At 69.5% G+C, this 16,021-nt stretch carries 17 protein-coding genes and 2 riboswitches; of the genes, 6 read left to right on the forward strand and 11 right to left on the reverse strand.

From position 1 onward, the window contains the following. The 7 genes from cbpB to QMB55_RS01835 all read right to left on the reverse strand — a co-directional run. On the reverse strand, positions 1-832 hold an 832-nt coding region (gene cbpB, locus QMB55_RS01805; RefSeq protein WP_497586951.1), incomplete at its 3' end, for a peptide-modifying radical SAM enzyme CbpB. Between the two features lie 147 nt (positions 833-979). Continuing rightward, entirely contained in the window at positions 980-1,132 is a 153-nt protein-coding gene (cbpA, locus tag QMB55_RS01810; RefSeq protein ID WP_497586952.1) for a modified peptide precursor CbpA, read from the reverse strand. A gap of 84 nt (positions 1,133-1,216) precedes the next feature. Further along, positions 1,217-1,400, reverse strand: a riboswitch (cobalamin riboswitch). Positions 1,401-1,474: 74 nt separating this feature from the next. After that, on the reverse strand, positions 1,475-2,047 hold the full coding sequence (locus QMB55_RS01815) for an NADPH-dependent FMN reductase (protein ID WP_497586953.1): 573 nt from the start codon (positions 2,045-2,047) through the stop codon (positions 1,475-1,477). 14 nt (positions 2,048-2,061) lie between these two features. Beyond that, positions 2,062-2,700: an alpha/beta hydrolase gene (locus QMB55_RS01820; RefSeq protein ID WP_497586954.1), complete on the reverse strand. Its 639-nt coding sequence runs from the start codon at positions 2,698-2,700 to the stop codon at positions 2,062-2,064. 7 nt (positions 2,701-2,707) lie between these two features. Beyond that, a complete protein-coding gene (locus tag QMB55_RS01825) occupies positions 2,708-3,016 on the reverse strand; it encodes a (2Fe-2S) ferredoxin domain-containing protein (RefSeq protein WP_497586955.1) in 309 nt (102 codons plus the stop codon). A gap of 92 nt (positions 3,017-3,108) precedes the next feature. Then, positions 3,109-4,194, reverse strand: a complete 1,086-nt coding sequence (locus tag QMB55_RS01830; RefSeq protein WP_497586956.1) for a VanZ family protein — start codon at positions 4,192-4,194, stop codon at positions 3,109-3,111. A gap of 123 nt (positions 4,195-4,317) precedes the next feature. Next, the gene (locus QMB55_RS01835) at positions 4,318-5,757 is read right to left on the reverse strand and encodes a high affinity choline transporter 1 (RefSeq protein ID WP_497586957.1); all 1,440 of its coding nucleotides are present in this window, start codon (positions 5,755-5,757) and stop codon (positions 4,318-4,320) included. Positions 5,758-5,982: 225 nt separating this feature from the next. Beyond that, positions 5,983-6,192, forward strand: a riboswitch (cobalamin riboswitch). Positions 6,193-6,323: 131 nt separating this feature from the next. On the opposite strand from QMB55_RS01835, the gene QMB55_RS01840 reads away from it, so the two are divergent. From QMB55_RS01840 to bluB, 6 genes are read left to right on the forward strand one after another with little or no spacing between them, the layout of a single operon-like run. After that, positions 6,324-8,183, forward strand: coding sequence for a TonB-dependent receptor domain-containing protein (locus tag QMB55_RS01840; RefSeq protein WP_497586958.1), 1,860 nt, complete (start codon positions 6,324-6,326; stop codon positions 8,181-8,183). 12 nt (positions 8,184-8,195) lie between these two features. Beyond that, on the forward strand, positions 8,196-9,197 hold the full coding sequence (locus tag QMB55_RS01845; protein WP_497586959.1) for a FecCD family ABC transporter permease: 1,002 nt from the start codon (positions 8,196-8,198) through the stop codon (positions 9,195-9,197). Beyond that, a complete protein-coding gene (locus tag QMB55_RS01850) occupies positions 9,194-9,988 on the forward strand; it encodes an ABC transporter ATP-binding protein (protein ID WP_497586960.1) in 795 nt (264 codons plus the stop codon). Before QMB55_RS01845 ends, QMB55_RS01850 begins: the two co-directional genes overlap by 4 nt. A gap of 46 nt (positions 9,989-10,034) precedes the next feature. Continuing rightward, positions 10,035-10,655 (forward strand): cob(I)yrinic acid a,c-diamide adenosyltransferase, encoded by a 621-nt coding sequence (gene cobO / locus QMB55_RS01855; RefSeq protein ID WP_497586961.1) that lies wholly within the window; start codon positions 10,035-10,037, stop codon positions 10,653-10,655. A 5-nt stretch (positions 10,656-10,660) separates the two neighbouring features. Continuing rightward, positions 10,661-11,950: a cobyrinic acid a,c-diamide synthase CobB gene (locus QMB55_RS01860; RefSeq protein ID WP_497586962.1), complete on the forward strand. Its 1,290-nt coding sequence runs from the start codon at positions 10,661-10,663 to the stop codon at positions 11,948-11,950. 10 nt (positions 11,951-11,960) lie between these two features. Beyond that, positions 11,961-12,665: a 5,6-dimethylbenzimidazole synthase gene (bluB, locus tag QMB55_RS01865; RefSeq protein WP_497586963.1), complete on the forward strand. Its 705-nt coding sequence runs from the start codon at positions 11,961-11,963 to the stop codon at positions 12,663-12,665. 4 nt (positions 12,666-12,669) lie between these two features. On the opposite strand, the gene QMB55_RS01870 is transcribed toward bluB, so the two are convergent. Genes QMB55_RS01870 through QMB55_RS01885 form a run of 4 tightly spaced genes read right to left on the reverse strand, consistent with a single transcriptional unit; the run spans position 12,670 to position 15,923 of the window. After that, positions 12,670-13,398, reverse strand: a complete 729-nt coding sequence (locus tag QMB55_RS01870) for an energy transducer TonB (protein WP_497586964.1) — start codon at positions 13,396-13,398, stop codon at positions 12,670-12,672. Then, on the reverse strand, positions 13,395-14,138 hold the full coding sequence (locus tag QMB55_RS01875) for an ABC transporter ATP-binding protein (RefSeq protein ID WP_497586965.1): 744 nt from the start codon (positions 14,136-14,138) through the stop codon (positions 13,395-13,397). Before QMB55_RS01875 ends, QMB55_RS01870 begins: the two co-directional genes overlap by 4 nt. Further along, positions 14,135-15,112 carry a FecCD family ABC transporter permease gene (locus QMB55_RS01880; RefSeq protein WP_497586966.1) on the reverse strand — a complete coding sequence of 326 codons (978 nt, stop codon included), beginning with the start codon at positions 15,110-15,112 and terminating at the stop codon, positions 14,135-14,137. The genes QMB55_RS01875 and QMB55_RS01880 overlap by 4 nt, the downstream gene beginning before the upstream one ends. Then, positions 15,105-15,923, reverse strand: a complete 819-nt coding sequence (locus tag QMB55_RS01885; protein ID WP_497586967.1) for an ABC transporter substrate-binding protein — start codon at positions 15,921-15,923, stop codon at positions 15,105-15,107. Before QMB55_RS01885 ends, QMB55_RS01880 begins: the two co-directional genes overlap by 8 nt. Positions 15,924-16,021 lie beyond the last annotated feature (98 nt).

Below are 16,021 nucleotides of genomic sequence, written 5' to 3' on the forward strand. Positions count from 1 at the left end.
CCATGTCGGCGTCGGCCGGCTTGACGCCACGCGCCCCGGGCAGCGTGCAGCGCAGCGTGTTGAGCATGCAGGTCGGCACCTCGAAGGCGTGGAACAGGTCGACCGTCTGGCTGAGGTAGGGCAGATTCTCGGTGGTGCAGGTGGTGATCACGCTCCACGAGCCGTAGCCGCGCAGCTTTTCCATCGCCAGGAGCACCTTGTTGTGCACGCTCTTGCCGCCCCAGGTCAGGCGCGTAGCGTCGGTCACGGCGGAGAGCGGGCCGTCCAGCGAGAGGCCGATACTGACGTTGCGCGAGGTGAGGAAGTCGACCGCCGCATCGTCGAGCAGGGTGCCGTTGGTCTGCACGCCGAAGGCGAAGTCGTCGCCGAAGGCGTCGATCGCCGCGAACACCGTTGCCTGATTCATCAGCGGCTCGGCACCGTGGAAGATGGCGCGCGGTTTGCGCCCCTCGGGCATCACCGAACGGAAGTAGGTTTTCAACGTTTCGAGCGACGCGAGCAGCGTCTCGGTCGACATGTGCTTGCCCTCGCTGCGCTGCTGGCTGGGCAGGTAACAATAGGTGCAGTTGAGGTTGCAGCGCTCGGTGGGGTTGAGATAGACGCCCGACGGCGTGAGTTCGAAACGCAGCGCGTGCAACTCGCGCGCAAACTCGTCGGCCTGGGCGCGGTAGCGCGTGAGCAATTCGCCGCCGGCGAGTTCATCGGCGACGCGGGTCTTGTCGACGAGGGCCCAGAAGGCGGTCTTGGGGTCGGTCAGGGCAGTGTAGGTGGAGTGACCGATGTCGACGCAGGTGAGGCCGCAAGCGGCCGGTTCAAGTACGGTGGAGGTCATGACAAATCCTTGGGCTCGGCCGCTCCGGAACGGTGCGCGCAAGGGCGCGCGAACGCCGGCAAACGCAGGCGCCTCGGGCGGAGCGGCGAATGAAATTCGAAAAGAAGAACCGCCCGCGGCGACGCGCGCCGCGGGGCGTTCAGGGCCTTACTTGGCGACCTTCTTGTCCATCAGCACGTAGTGCGACAGGCCGATGCCATCGGGATTGCAGCTCTTGCGGCTGGCGATGGTCGGCGCCACGGGACGGGCGGCGTTTTGGACGGGGGTTTGCGCGACGGTGGCTTGCTGGTTTTGCGACATGTTTCCTCTCCTCGGGAAAGACCAATAGAAAAGGGCTCCGGCTGAGCGCACGCGCAAGCATGCGTTCAGCCGGAGCCCTTGCCAAAGCTCCGCTTCACCCCGACACGTCTTCTGGCTCCCGGATCAGCCGAAGTGCAGCGCCTTCCCGGCGGGGTGGTCCCCGTCAGTGGCTGGCCTTACGGCCAAGCTGCCTTCGTCCCCGGATACAGCGGCGGGCCCGCCACGGAATTTCACCGTGTTCCGTTCCGTCGAGGCGAATGGAAACGTCATTCTCGCCGAGGCAGCGAAGCGCGGTCAAGCGCGCCCGCTACGCACGGGACGTGCGTGCCACCGAAAACCGCTTCAGGCGGGCTTGAAAGCGGTCAGCAAGGCCCCAACGACCTCACCCAGGGTTTTCTCCAGGCGCGCGTCGCGCAGGCTGCCGTCGTCGGCAAAGGCTTCGTGCGCCAGCGGCACCGCCAACTGGCCGGGCAGCACCAGCACTCCGAGGTTGCTGAGCAGGATGCGCAGCGCGGGCAGGCCGCGCACCCCGCCGAGCGCGCCCGGCGATGCGGCGAGCAGGGCCGCGAACTTGCCGGCGAAAGGCGAAGGCTGGCCGGGATCGGGACGGCTCGCCCAGTCGATGGCGTTCTTGAGCAGCGGGGTGAAAAAACAGTTGTACTCGGGCGAGGCGATGAGCAGGGCATCGTTCGCGCGCATCGCCTCGCGCAGGCGCTGCACGCCGGCGGGTGCACCGTGCGCGGCTTCGTCGTCGGCGTAGTAGAGCGGCAGATCGAGCGCGCCGAGGTCGAGCACGTCGACGTCGGCGCCGCGGGCGCGCAACAACTCGACCGCATGCGCCAGCAGGCGGACGTTATACGAGCCGGCGCGCGAACTGCCGGCAAAAGCGAGGATGCGGACGTTACGGGTGCTCATGCTGCCCCCTTCGATCAATGCCGCCAGGCGCGCGTCACGATGTCGCGGATGACGTGCAGGCGACGGTGGAAGAAATGGTCGGCGCCCGGAACCACGACCACCGGCAGGTCGAGCGGCTCGGCCCAGGCGAGAACGTTGGCCAGCGGTACGGTGGTGTCGACCGCGCCATGGATGACAATGGTATCGGCAGCGACGGCCTGGACGTCGTACTGGCGCGCGCCCTCGACGAAGCCGGCGGCCGTACCAACCAGCACCAGCCGTTGCGCCGGCTGTCCGGCAGCGGCCAGCGCCTGGGCGACGCGGGTCTGCACGTAGGCGCCGAAGGAGAAGCCGGCGAGCACCACCGGCAGGTCGCCGTAGGTCTGCCGCGCCGCATCGAGCACGGCGAGCATGTCCACAGCCTCGCCGCGCCCGTCGGCGTGCGTTCCGGCGCTGCCGCCGACGCCGCGGAAATTGGGGCGCAGGGCAACATAGCCCAGGCGGGTGAAGGTCCGCGCCAGCGTCTGCGCTACCTTGTTGGTGTTGGCGCCGCCGAACAGCGGGTGCGGGTGGCAGACGAGCGCAATGCCGCGCGGCGTGCCCGGGTCCTCGACGATGGTTTCGATGTCGCCGGCCTCGCCGGCAAAGCGGACGGTATGTTCCTCGATGCGCATGAAATCCTCAGAGCTTCAGGCGCTCGACGACGCGCCCGTGGATCAGGTGTTCCTGGATGATTTCCTCGATGTCGTCGTGATCGACGTAGGTGTACCAGGTTTCGTCGGGGTAGACGACGAGCACCGGGCCGTCGTCGCAGCGGTCGAGACAGCCGGCCTTGTTGATGCGGATGTTGCCCTTGCCCTTGAGCCCGAGTTGGCCGATGCGGTCCTTGGCGTAAGTCTGCGCCGCCGTCGCGCCGAGGTTGTTGCAACAGCCTTCGCCCTCGGCGCGCTGGTTGCAACAGAAGAAAACGTGGTGTTTGAAATAACTCATCGTGCGCCGTGCTCCAAAAAGGGAATGTCGGAAGGATCGCCCTCCCCATCGCGGTCAGACCGCGACCGCGCGGCGGAATTCCAGACGGGGCTTCAAGCCCGCCGCGCCAGCAGGATCAGCCCGGGCAGGGCGAGAAAGGGCCACAGGCTGGCGGTCAGCCGGGTCAGGCCGTTGAAGTTGAGGAAGTGCCCCTGGCGCCAGACCGCCAGCGCCGCGACCGAATAAGGATTGTAAGGCGTGAGGTTGACCAGCACCGTCCCGGCCATCAGCGCCAGCGCGGCGAGCGCGATGCGCCAGGGCCCGGGCAGCCACAGCGTCAGCGCCAGGGCGCCGCTGCCGGCCCCCAGCCCGAGCAGCGTGCCCGGGGTCAGCCAGCTGAAGGCGGCGGCGGGATTGACCAAAACCACCGCGGCCAGCGTGCGGATCGCCAGCGCGAGCAGGAAAAACACGGGCAGCACGAGAAAGGGCGAGCGCTGTCCGCCAAGCAGGGCGCGCACGATGAGGCCGATCGCCAGGGTATGGCAGGCGACGATCACCGTCTCCATCGCCGCGAAGGACGGCGGCCGGTAACTGAGCACGGGCGGGATCGGCAGCAGCTGGCGCAGGTCGCCGCCGGAGAAGAGGAAGATCTCGGGCGAAAGCAGGGTCAGCAGCCACAGGCCGATCAGGACCAGCCCGAGGTCAACGTGCGGCAACGGCGCGAGCAACTCGCGCTGGGCGCGTGCGGCCCGCAGCAGCACGCGGGCGCCGAACCAGAGGGTGAGGAAGGCGCCGAGCGCGCCGCCCAGGGCGTTGCTTGCCAGATCGAGGTTGGACGGCACGCGCGTCGGCAGCCACGATTGCGCGCACTCAAGGGCGAAACTGAGCGCCGCCGCGCTGAGCGCACCGCAGCACGCGGCCAGCCAAGCCGGAAGCAGCCCGCGCAGGGCGAGCGCGGCGAAAAAGCCGAGCGGCACGTAGGCCAGGGCATTGATCGCCAGGTCGAACCCGGTCCAGTAGCGCGGCCAGGCGGCGTCGAGAAAGACCCACGGCGGCAGGACCGGATCGCGCCAGCCGGTAAACGGATGCAGGCTGGCATAGACGACCAGAGCCGCGTACGCCAGCGCCAGATAGCCCGGCAAGCGGGTCTGGACGGCGTGCGGACGCACGGGCGCAGCGGAAGGAGCGTGAGCGGACATCGGTCGGGCACGGGCAAAGACGCACCATTCTAGCGCCCGGACGCCCGCCGCGGCAGAACGGGAGGCAGCGAAAGCCGCGCGCTCGAATCCACGGCCGCGGCAGGTGCCGCGGCCGTGGCCGGGTCAGTGCGTCGCCAGCGCCACGTCGGGCTGACGCAGGCCGATGCGCTGCGGTAGCAGCGAGCCGGCGACCATGCTGATGATGCTGACGCCGAGGCCGATCAGCTGCGGCGGCACGAGGCTCGCCTCGCCGACGAAGAACTCGATCGCCAGCCACGAGGACAAGCCGCCGAAGATGGCGAAGAGCGCGCCCTGCGTCGTCGCCCGCTTCCAGAACGCGCCGAAGAACAGCGGCACGAAGGCACCGGCGAGCGTGATCTTGTAGGCGTTTTCGACCATCTTGAAGATCGAGTGCTCGGTGTTGAGCGCGAACACCAGCACCATGCCGGTGAAGCCGACGATGCACAGACGCATCATGCGCAGGAAGGCGCGGTCGCTGATGTTCGGGTAGTAGTTGCGCACCACGTTCTCGGCGAAGGCCACCGAGGGCGCGAGCAGGGTCGCCGACGAGCAACTCATGATCGCCGAGAGCACCGCGCCGAAGAAGATCGTCTGCGCGAACACCGGGGTGTGCTGCAGGACGAGCGTCGGCAGCACCAGCTGGCTGTCGGTCTCGATCAGGCCGTTGAAGGTCTCCGGGTCGATCAGCGTCGCCGAGTAGGCGATGAACATCGGCACGAAGCAGAAGACGAAGTAGATCGAGCCGCCGGCCACCGAGGCCCAGATCGCGATCTTGGCCGACTTGGCCGAAGTCACGCGCTGGAAGACGTCCTGCTGCGGGATCGAGCCGAGCATCATCGTCACCCAGGCGCCGATGAAGGTCAGCCAGGCCGAGAGACCGTCGGTCGGGAAGAACTCGAGCTTGCCGGCATCGGCCGCGTGATTCACGACGACATCGACGCCGCCGGTCATGCCCGAGACGACGCTGGCGATGTAGAGCAGGCCGCCCATGACCACGCCCATCTGCACGAAGTCGAGGATGGCGACCGAGAACATGCCGCCGAAGACAGTGTAGGTCAGCACGATGGCGGCGCCGATGACCATGCCCATTTCCTGCGAGATCATGCCGTCGGTCACGACGCTGAACACGAGGCCCAACGCCTTGATCTGCGCCGAAACCCAGCCGAGGTAGGAGACCACAATGCACAGCGTGGTCAGCACTTCGACCGTGCGGTTGTAGCGCATGCGGAAGAAGTCGCCGAGGGTCAGGACGTTGAGCTTGTAGAGTTTCGAGCCGTAGAAGATGCCCGCGATGATCAGGCACAGGCTGGCGCCGAAGGGATCGGCAACGACACCGCCGAGGCCGTCCTTGACGAAGGTCGCCGACACGCCGAAAACCGCCTCCGCCCCGAACCAGGTGGCAAAAACGGTGGCCATCACCACGGGAAACGGCAGACTTCGTCCGGCGATGGCGAAGTCCTTGGCGTTATGTACGCGGGTCGCGGCGTACAGGCCGATACCGATGGAAATGAGTAGGTAGATTGCGATGGACCAGAGAAGCATGTCGGTAGGTTGATCAAAAGGTCAAAAAAAGGCGCGTGTTCGGCTCGGCCGGCGCCCGCGATTCGCTCTTACTCCAGGTTGTAAAAAAGCGGCGCAAAAGTACGACAAAAATCCGTTTCAAACAAGACCTTAAACCATTATTTTTTGGTATGCCGAGGATGCTGTCTGTTTTACGCACCCCGACCTCCCGAGGTACAATTGACCGTTCCGCCCGGCTTCGGGCGGAACACCGTACCAAGGTGCCGCAACCACGGGGTTTACGACCCCGTCGCGGTTAAACGGGAAGCAGGTGCGCGCCCTCCGGCGCAAGACCTGCGCTGCCCCCGCAACGGTAAGCGAGTGTGGGTCCGCCCTCATGCCACTGGGTGTTTCACCTGGGAAGGCGGCGGATCAAGACTCGCGAGCCCGGATACCGGCCTTGGCACACCACAATGGAAGTGCCGCGGGGAGGCGGTCACGAAATGTCACGTCCATCGAGACCGAAACCACTCTCCTTCCGGCGCTTCCGGTTTATCAACGCGGCCGAGGTGCGGGGACGCACACCGGCCAAAGGGAGAGTCCCGCACATGCATCCTCGCCACACCCTCGCCGCCGGCGCCCTCGCGCTGCTCGCGGCGTTCCCCGCTGCCGCCCAAACGGAACCCCAGGGCGAAGCGGTCGTCGTCACCGCCACCCGCCAGCCGGTGCGCGCCAACGAACTGCTCAACGACGTCGCAGTCATCACCCGTGACGACATCGAAAAAGCCGGCCCGCTGCAAACCCTGGGCGAACTGCTGACCCAGACCGGCGGCGTCGAATTCTCGAACGCTGGCGGCCGCGGCTCGGCGACCAGCGTCTACCTGCGCGGCGCCAACGCCGGCCACACCCTGGTGCTGATCGACGGCCAGCGCGTTGGCTCGGCGACGCTCGGCACGGCGTCGATCGAGAACATCCCGCTGGCACAGATCGAACGCGTCGAAATCCTCAAGGGCTCGGCTTCGGCGCTCTACGGCTCGGACGCCATCGGCGGCGTCATCCAGGTTTTCACCAAGCGCAGTGAAGGCCCGGCCCGCGTCTACGGCGACATCGGCTACGGCACCTACGGTACGACCGAGGCCAACGCCGGCCTCAGCGGCCAAAGCGGCGCCTGGCGCTACAGCCTGCGCGTCGGTGGCACCGACAGCGACGGGTTCAACGTCAACAGCAACCCGAAGAGCGCGGCGTACAACAAGGACAAGGACGGTTACGAAAACCTCAACGCTTCGGCCAAGCTCTCGTTCGACGTCGCGCCGGGCCACGAACTCGGCGTCCAGACCTTCTACAGCCGCAACAAAAACGAATACGACAGCACCGCCCCCTGGCCCGCCCCCGCCAACCCGGACTACAACTACCGCAGCACGTCCACGACCGAAAGCTACGCGGTTTACAGCAAGAACCGCATCACTACCGACTGGACGAGCTTAGTGCGCCTCGGGCGCAGCGTCGATGACAGCAAAAACCACAGCAGTCCGAAGGCGCGCGACGATTACCGCACCAATCAGGACCAATTCGTCTGGCAGAACGACATCCGCCTGCCGGTCGGTTCGCTGCTCCTCGCCGCCGAATCGCTGCGCCAGTCGGTCGACTCGAACAAGAAGTACACCGAGGACTCGCGCACGACCAACTCGTTGCTGGCCGGCTGGAACGGCTCCTTCGGCAACCACCGCCTGCAGGCCAACCTGCGCAGCGACGACGACTCGCAGTTCGGACACAAGAACACCGGCGGCCTGGCCTACGGTTACCAGATCAGCGACGCCTGGCGTGCCCGCGCGGCCGCTTCGACGGGCTTCAAGGCGCCGACCTTCAACGACCTCTACTGGCCCGGCGCCGGCAACCCCAACCTTCAACCCGAGGAATCGCGCAACCGTGAAATCGGCCTGAACTACGAGACGGCCTCGACCAGCGTCGCATTCACGCTCTACCGCAACGACGTCGACAACCTGATCGCCTGGGCGCCCGTCGATCCCAACAACATGTGGGGCGACTGGCTGCCGTACAACATCGGCAAGGCTCGTCTCGAAGGCGGTACGCTCAGCGGCAAGCACCGCATCGGCAACCTCACGCTGCGCGCCAGCCTCGACCTGCAGAATCCGAAGGACCGCGAAACCGGCAATTTCCTGACGCACCGCGCCCGTCAGCACGGCTCGCTCGGCTTCGACCACGTCTACGGGCGCCTGACCTGGGGCGGCGACGTGATCGCCTCGGGCATGCGCTACAACGACGCGGCCAACACGCAGGAGCTCGGCGGCTACGCCACCGTCAATCTGCGCGCCGACTACCGGCTGGAGAAAGACCTCTCGCTCTTCGCCCGCGTCGGCAACCTGTTCGACAAGGACTACGAGCTCAAGCGCGACTACGAGACGCCGGGCCGTACCGTCTTCGTCGGCATCCGCTACCAGCCGAAGTAAGCCCTCAGCCCCATGCCCACCCGCCGCCGCGCCCTGCTCATCCTCGCCGCCCTCGTCGGGCTGGCGATCCTGAGCCTGGCGCTGGCGCTCGCGGTGGGCAGCGTGGCAGTGCCCTTATCCTCGGTCTTCGCCGCGCTCTCCGGCGGCGATGCCGGGACGCACACCGACATCATCCTCAACCTGCGCCTGCCGCGCGCGCTCGCCGGTTTCGCCTGCGGCGGGCTGCTCGCCCTGGCCGGCGCCCTCCTGCAAGTTCTTTTGCGCAACCCGCTCGCCGACCCGTACGTGCTCGGCATCAGCGGCGGCGCCAGCGTCGGCGCCCTCTGCGCCATCCTCTTCGGTTTCGCCAGCGTCGGCATCCACGGCGCGGCCTTCGTCGGCGCCCTGGCCGCGATGTTCGTCGTCTTCGGCCTGGCGCACGGCGACGGCTCCTGGACGCAGACCCGCCTCTTGCTCACCGGCGTCATCGTCGCCGCCGGCTGCGGCGCGCTCGTCGCCCTGTTGCTCTCGATCGCGCCCGACCACAAGCTGCGCGGCATGATCTTCTGGCTGATGGGCGACCTCGCCCAGGCCGGCGACCCGCGCTTTGCACTCGCTGCGCTGGCTCTCGTTCTCGCCCTCGCGCTGCCCTTCGCGCGCGAACTCAACCTGCTCACCCGCGGCGCCGACCTCGCCCAGTCGCTCGGTGTCGAAGTCGGCCGCCTGCGCGCCGGCGTCTATCTCGGCGCCTCGCTGGCCACCGCCGCGGCGGTCACCCAGAGCGGCTCGGTCGGCTTCATCGGCCTGATCGTGCCGCACCTCGTCCGCCTCGCGCTCGGCAACGACCAGCGCCTGCTGCTGCCCGCCGCCGCGCTCGCCGGCGGCAGCCTGCTTTCGGTCGCCGACACCCTGGCACGCAGCGTCGTCGCGCCGCAGCAATTGCCGGTCGGCGTGCTCACCGCGCTGATCGGCGTCCCGGTCTTTCTCTTCCTGCTCGCCCGCGACGGGCGCACCCGCCCCGGAGAGCGCGCGTGAACGGCCTTCCAGCCAGCCTGCAGACCGCACCCCTGCTCGCGGTGCGGGGCCTGCACGTGGGCATCGGCGGGCGCAGCTTCTGCCGCAAGCTCGATTTCGAACTGCACCGCGGCCAGTCGCTGGCCATCGTCGGGCGCAACGGCGCCGGCAAATCGACGCTGCTCTCGACCCTTGCCGGCTTGCGTCCAGCGCAGGCCGGACAGATCGAGCTCGCCGGCCAGACCTACGCCCAGCTCGGCGCCCGGCAAAGCGCGCGCCTGCGCGGCTGGCTGCCGCAGACGCGCGTCGACGCTTTCAGTGCGACGGTGCTCGAAACCGCCCTCGTCGGCCGCCACCCGCACCTCGAACGCTGGGGCTGGGAGGGCGAGGCGGACGCGCGCATCGTGCGCGCCGCGCTCGCCGCGGTCGACCTCGCAGCGCTCGAGCAGCGCGACGTGCAAAGCCTCTCCGGCGGCGAACGCCAGCGCCTCGCCGTCGCCACCCTGCTCGCGCAGGACGCCCCGCTGATGCTGCTTGACGAGCCGCTCGCGCACCTCGACCTCAAACACCAGATCGCCGTGCTCGACCTCTTCGCCGCCGCCGTGCGGCGCGGCGCCGGCGTGGTCATGGTCCTGCACGACCCGGCGCTGGCCCGCCGCTACTGCGACCTGGCCCTGCTCGTCGACGGCGACGGCCATTGCGACTTCGGCCCGGTCGCCGAACGGCTCACCGCCGAACGCCTGTCGCAACTCTACGACTATCCGCTGCACGCCCTCGAAAGCGGCGGCCACGTCAGCTTCGTGCCGAAGTAAGCTCAACACCGCCTCACGCCGGCCCCGCTCCGAAGAAAGGCCCACGATGACCAGCCCCGACCAAGACGCCCGCCACACCGCCCGCATGGTCCGCAAGAAAGCCGTGATCGATGCGCGCATTGCCGCCGCACAGGACGCGCGCGGCGTACTGCTGGTCAACACCGGCAACGGCAAGGGCAAGTCCTCGGCCGCCTTCGGCGTCGTCGCGCGCGCGCTCGGGCACGGCCAGCGCGTCGCCGTGGTGCAGTTCGTCAAAGGCCGCACCGACACCGGCGAAGAAGCCTTCTTCCGCACCTTTGCCGAACGCGAACCCGGGCGCCTCGCCTGGCACGTCTCCGGCGAAGGCTTCACCTGGGAGACCCAGGACGCCGCGCGCGACGCCGCGGCGGCCCAGGCTGCGTGGGCCATCGCCGCGACCCATCTGGCCGACCCGGCGACCGACCTCGTGGTCCTCGACGAAATGACCTACGCCTTCAAGTATGGCTGGCTCGATCTGCCCGCCGTGCTCGCCGCCTTCGCCGCCCGCCCGCGCCCGCAGCATGTGATCGTCACCGGCCGCGCCGCGCCGGCGGCGCTGATCGAAACCGCCGACACAGTCACCGAGATGGCCATGGTCAAGCATGCCTTCCAGGCCGGCGTGCCGGCGATGCCCGGACTGGAGTGGTGAGCGCCATGGCCCAGGCTCAGCGCTGCCCCGCCCTGCTCGTCGCCGCCCCGGCCTCCGGCCAGGGCAAGACCACCATCGTCGCCGCGCTTGCCCGCCTGCACACCCGCCTCGGCCGGCGCGTGCGCGTGTTCAAGTGCGGCCCCGATTTTCTCGACCCGCAGATCCACGCCATCGCCAGCGGCGCCCCCTGCTACAACCTCGACCTCTGGATGTGCGGCGAGGACGACGCCCGCCGCCGCCTCGCCGAAGCCGCGGCCGACGCCGACCTGATCCTCGTCGAAGGCGTGATGGGCCTCTACGACGGCGAGCCGACGGCCGCCGACCTCGCCATTCGCCTGGGGTTGTCCATCCTGGCGGTGATCGACGGCGGCGCGATGGCCGGCACCTTCGGCGCCATCGCCCACGGCCTCAAGCACTACCGCCCCGGAACGCCGCTCACTGCGGTGCTCGCCAACCGCGTCGGCAGCGCGCGCCACGCCGAAATGCTCGCCGCCAGCCTGCCCGCGGGCATCGCCTGGTACGGCCACCTGCCGCGCTCGGCCGACGCCGCGCTGCCCGAGCGCCACCTGGGCCTGCTGCCCGCCGCCGAGATCGACGACCTCGTGCAGCGCATCGAGCGCATGGCCGACCTGCTGGCGCCGACCGCCGCGGCGCACCTGCCGCCGCCCGTCGACTTCTCCGCGCCCGCGCCCGCCGCCGTCGAACCGCTGCTGCGCGGGCGCACCATCGCGGTGGCGCGCGACGCCGCCTACTGCTTCCGCTACCCGGCCAACGAGGACTGCCTGCGCCAGCTTGGCGCCACCCTCGCCTTCTTCTCGCCGCTCGCCGGCGATGCCCTGCCGCCCTGCGACGCCGTGTGGCTGCCCGGCGGCTACCCCGAACTGCACGCCGAGCGCCTGGCCGCTCAACGGCCGTTGTGGGCCGCGCTCAAGGCCCACGTCGACGCCCACCGGCCGCTGCTCGCCGAATGCGGCGGGCTGATGAGCCTGTTCGAGACGCTGATCGACGGCGAAGGCCGCGAACACGCGCTCGCCGGCCTGCTGCCCGGCCAGGTGGTGATGCAAAAGCGCCTCGCCGGCCTCGGCCTGCAGGAGGTCGAGCTGCCCGAAGGCCGCCTGCGCGGCCACACCTTCCACTACTCGCGCAGCGAAACCCCGCTCGCGCCGCTGTGCATGTCCACGCATCCGGCCGGACGCGCGGGCGAAGCCGTCTATCGCCGCGCCCGCCTCACCGCCAGCTACCTGCACCTCTATTTTCCCTCCAACCCACAGGCGACCGCCCGCCTGTTCCTGTGAAGGACGCCCCATGAGCACGAGCACGCCCGATCCCCGCTACAGCGACGCCGAGATCGCCGCCCTCTGGCGGACCCTGCGCGAACGCCGCGACATGCGCCACTTCGTCCCCGCCGCCGAGGCCGAGCCGCTGCCCGAGGGCCTGCTCGAGCGCCTGGTCGAAGCCGCCCACCTCGCGCCCTCGGTCGGCTACATGCAGCCCTGGCGCTTCCTGCGCATCACCGATGCCGGGCTGCGCGAGCAGATGCATGCCCTGGTCGAGGCCGAACGCCTGGCCACCGCCGAAGCCCTGCCCTCGCGCAAGGAAGAATTTCTCGGGGTGAAGATCGAAGGCATCCGCGAATGCGCCGAGCTTTTGGTCGTGACGCTGATGCCGGGGCGCGAGAAACACCTCGTCGGCCGCCGCCTGCTGCCCGAGATGGACGTCGCCTCGGTCGGCTGCGCGATTCAGAACATGTGGCTCGCCGCGCGCGCCGAAGGCATTGGCCTCGGCTGGGTCTCGTTCTTCGCCCCCGAGCAACTCGCCGCCCTGCTCGCCTTGCCCGAGGGCGCCCGCCCCTTGGGCATCCTGTGCATCGGCCGCGTCCCGGCTTTCTACCCGCGCCCGATGTTCGAAGACGCCGGTTGGGGAAAACGCCTGCCGCTCGACCGGGTGCTGTTCGAGAACCGCTGGCCGGAAGACGCCGACGCCGCCGGCCCGACGCCAACGGCGTACTGAAAGCTCAATCCTCGAGCCGGAAGACGATCGGCACCTCGATGCGGCTGGCCAGTGCCACGCCGCCGTTTTTGGCTGGAACAAAACGCCAGCGACGCACGGCCTCGAGCGCGGCGCGATCCAGGCGCGTGCTGCCCGACCCCTGGCGCACGCTCACCTCGCCCGCGCGCCCGTCGGCTTCGACCCACACCGACAGCAGCACCGTTCCAGCCTCGCCGCGACGTCGCGCCACTGGCGGATACTCGGGCGGCGGGTTACGCAGGTAGGCGGCATCGTAACGCGCCGCCACCGCCGCACCGCCAACGTGCCCATCCGCCGCGCCACCGGCCCCATCCTGCATACCTGAGGAGGACTGGACGGCCTGCGCCCCGGGAGAGGCCGTTGCTCCGCTCAAGGGCCATTCCGCAGCGTGATCGAGCGACGTGTTCGCAATGCTCGCCGGCTCGGCCGCTGCGCTTGCCGCATTCGGCTGAGCGCGCGGCTGGGGGCGCGAGGCGGCAGGCCGTGCCGGCGGTGTTTTTGCAGGCGCCGCTGCGGTCAGCGCCAAAGCACCAGGGCCGGCCATAGCGCCGCCGGGCCACAATTCAACCGCCAGCGGCACGGCCTCGGTCGGGCGCGGCGCCCCCGTCCCGGCGGCGTGCAACAGGAAGAACAAGCCGGCGTGCGTCGCCAGCGCGGCGCACAGCGCCGGCCAGCGCAGCGTCGCCAGCGCACGGCGCAGGCCGGCGGCACTCATGGCAGCGAGAAATACGCCGTACCGTCGACGCGCAAGACCCGCACCGGTGCCGCGAAGGCCGGCCGCAGCACGTCCTCGCGCAACACTTCGGCGGGCGCGCCCGTAGCCACGCAACGCCCGCCGGCAAGCACACTGACGCTGTCGCAATAGCGCGCCGCCAGGTGCAGATCATGCAGGACCACCAGCACCGCACAGCTCACCGCCGTTTCCCGCAGCAGGCGCAACATGTCGTGCTGCTGCGCCAGGTCGAGGTGCGCCGCCGGTTCGTCGGCAAGGAGCAGACGCGGCGCGTGCGCCAAGGTCCGCGCGAGCGAAACGCGCGCCTGCTCACCGCCGGAAAGCGTGGAAAAGCGCCGCTCGAGCAAACTCCGGATGCGGCAGCGGGCAAAGAGGCCGGCAACGGCGGGAACCTCAGGATCGACGCGCAGATCGAGCATCTCGCGCACCGTCAGGTCCCAATGGCAGACGGGCTGCTGCGGCAGATAACCGAGGTGGGCGGCCAGAGCCCGCGGCGCCCACCCGGCGAGGGGACGGGCGCCGATTTCGATGCGCCCGCCGGACAAGGGCATGACCCCGAGCAGGGCCCGCAAAGCCGTGGATTTGCCCGCCCCGTTGGGGCCGATCAAGCCATGCACTCCGCATTCGGGAATGGCGAAGGAAACGTCGTCGAGCAGGCGGCACCCGCCCTCGACGGCAACGCGGATACCGAAGCATTGTGCCGCGAAAGCGCTCGCTTTCATCGCGCCCCCCGCAGCAGGAGAAAAAGAAAGAACGGGCCACCGAGCAAGGCGGTCAGCAGCCCGACGGGGATCTCGCTCGGCGCCAGCGCGCTGCGCGCCACGGCATCGACGCCGACCATCAGCACCGCGCCCCCCAGCGCGACCACCGGCGCCAGGCGGGCGTGCAGCGGCCCCACCCACCAGCGCGCGACGTGGGGCACCACCAGCCCGACGAAACCGATCAACCCGCCCCAGGCCACGGCGCAAGCCGTCGCCAACGCCGCGACGCCGAGGGTCGAGAACACCAGAGGGCGCAAGCGGTAGCCCATGCTGTGCGCAACCTCCTCGCCCAGGCCCAGAGCATCGAGTCCGGGCGCCAGACGCAGCGTCGCGACGAGGAGAGCCAGCGCGAACAGGAACAGCCCCCACCATTCGCCCCAGGTCGGCGTCTGGATTCCGCCCAACTGCCAGGAGACGAGCGCGCGCAGGTTGGTCGATTCGTCGCCGAAGAGCATCAGGAGCAGACTGCGCAAGGCCGACAGGATCGCCGCCAGCGCCACGCCCGCGAGGAGCAGGCGCGCAGGCGGCCCGCGCAGCCCGCCGACCGCCAGCACCAGGGCGCTGCTGGCAAGCGCGCCGATGAAGGCCAGTGCCGGCAGGCCGAGGGCTGGCGGCAAAGCTTCGGGCAAAAGAAAAACGAAAGCCGCACCGAGGCCCGCGCCGGCGGCACTGCCCAAGAGGTAAGGTTCAGCCAGCGGATTGCGGAAAACCCCTTGGCACAGCAGTCCGGAAAGTGCCAAACAGGCGCCGACGACCGCGGCGGCGGCCACCCGCGGGGCGCGCCAGACCCAGACCAGGGCGGCGGCGGCCGTCTCCCCGTCCCAGGCGCTCGGGAGAACCAAGGCCGCACCGCAGGCCAGGGCCAATCCCACGACTAGAATCAGCACCGCGAGGAGCACGCCCAGCGCAACGCCCGACGAAACGCGTTCAGACATCGAAAACCTCCGGATGGATGGCCCGGGCGTAGGCCCGCACCGCTTCGATCTGGCGCGGCCCGGGAATCAGCTTGTGGGCGCGCGGCAAAACCGCGACGCGCCCGGCGCGCACCGCGCGCAAGCTGGCCCAACCGGGACGGCACGCGATCTCGATGGAATCGCCCGGGCGTTTCTGCAGCGAAATGATGAGGTCCGGGTCGCGCGCAAAAATCGCCTCGCCGCTGACCTGCGCTGCGCCGGCCAGGTCGGCGAAGGCGTTTTCCCCGCCGGCCCAGGCCAAGGCATCGTGGGCGTAGTGTCCGCGACCGACGGTCTGGTAGACGCCGCGTGCCGCGGCTGCCGTTTCCAGATAGACGCGCGGCCGCGGCCGGCCGGCGACCTGCGCCGCCACGGCCGCAAGTTCGTCGCGCATGCCATCGACCACCGCCTGCGCCCTCGTCTCGCAGGCGGCGGCCTGACCGAGCAGGAGGATGTTGCGCAAGATCGAGGGCAGGTCGGGATGATGCAGCACCAGCACCGGAACGCCGATGCGGGCAAAAGGTTCGATCAGCCCCAGTGCGCTGCGATGCGAAGGCGTCACCACAATCAGGTCCGGCGCCAGGGCGGCGACGGCCTCGGCCGAATAGCCCAGCGGACCGCCCACCGAAGGCTTGTCCCGCGCCTCGGGCGGCCAGAAGACGCGCCCGCCAACCGCGGCGATGCGCGCTTCGAGCCCGAGGGCGAAGGCAATCTCGACGTTGCTCGGGAAGACCGCGACGATGCGTTGCGGCGCTTCCGCCAGGCGTACGCGCCGCCCGAGGGCGTCGTTCAAGGTCCGCGGGAATCCGCTCGCGGCCGCCGCCTGCGCCGTTCCCGGCCGGAGCGCAGCGGCCGCACCGGCGCAAACGCCGACCGCGAGGCCAGCAAAGA

Origin of the sequence: Propionivibrio sp. (genome assembly GCF_041441355.1) — a bacterium.
In the GTDB taxonomy this organism is placed as follows: Bacteria; Pseudomonadota; Gammaproteobacteria; order Burkholderiales; family Rhodocyclaceae; genus Propionivibrio.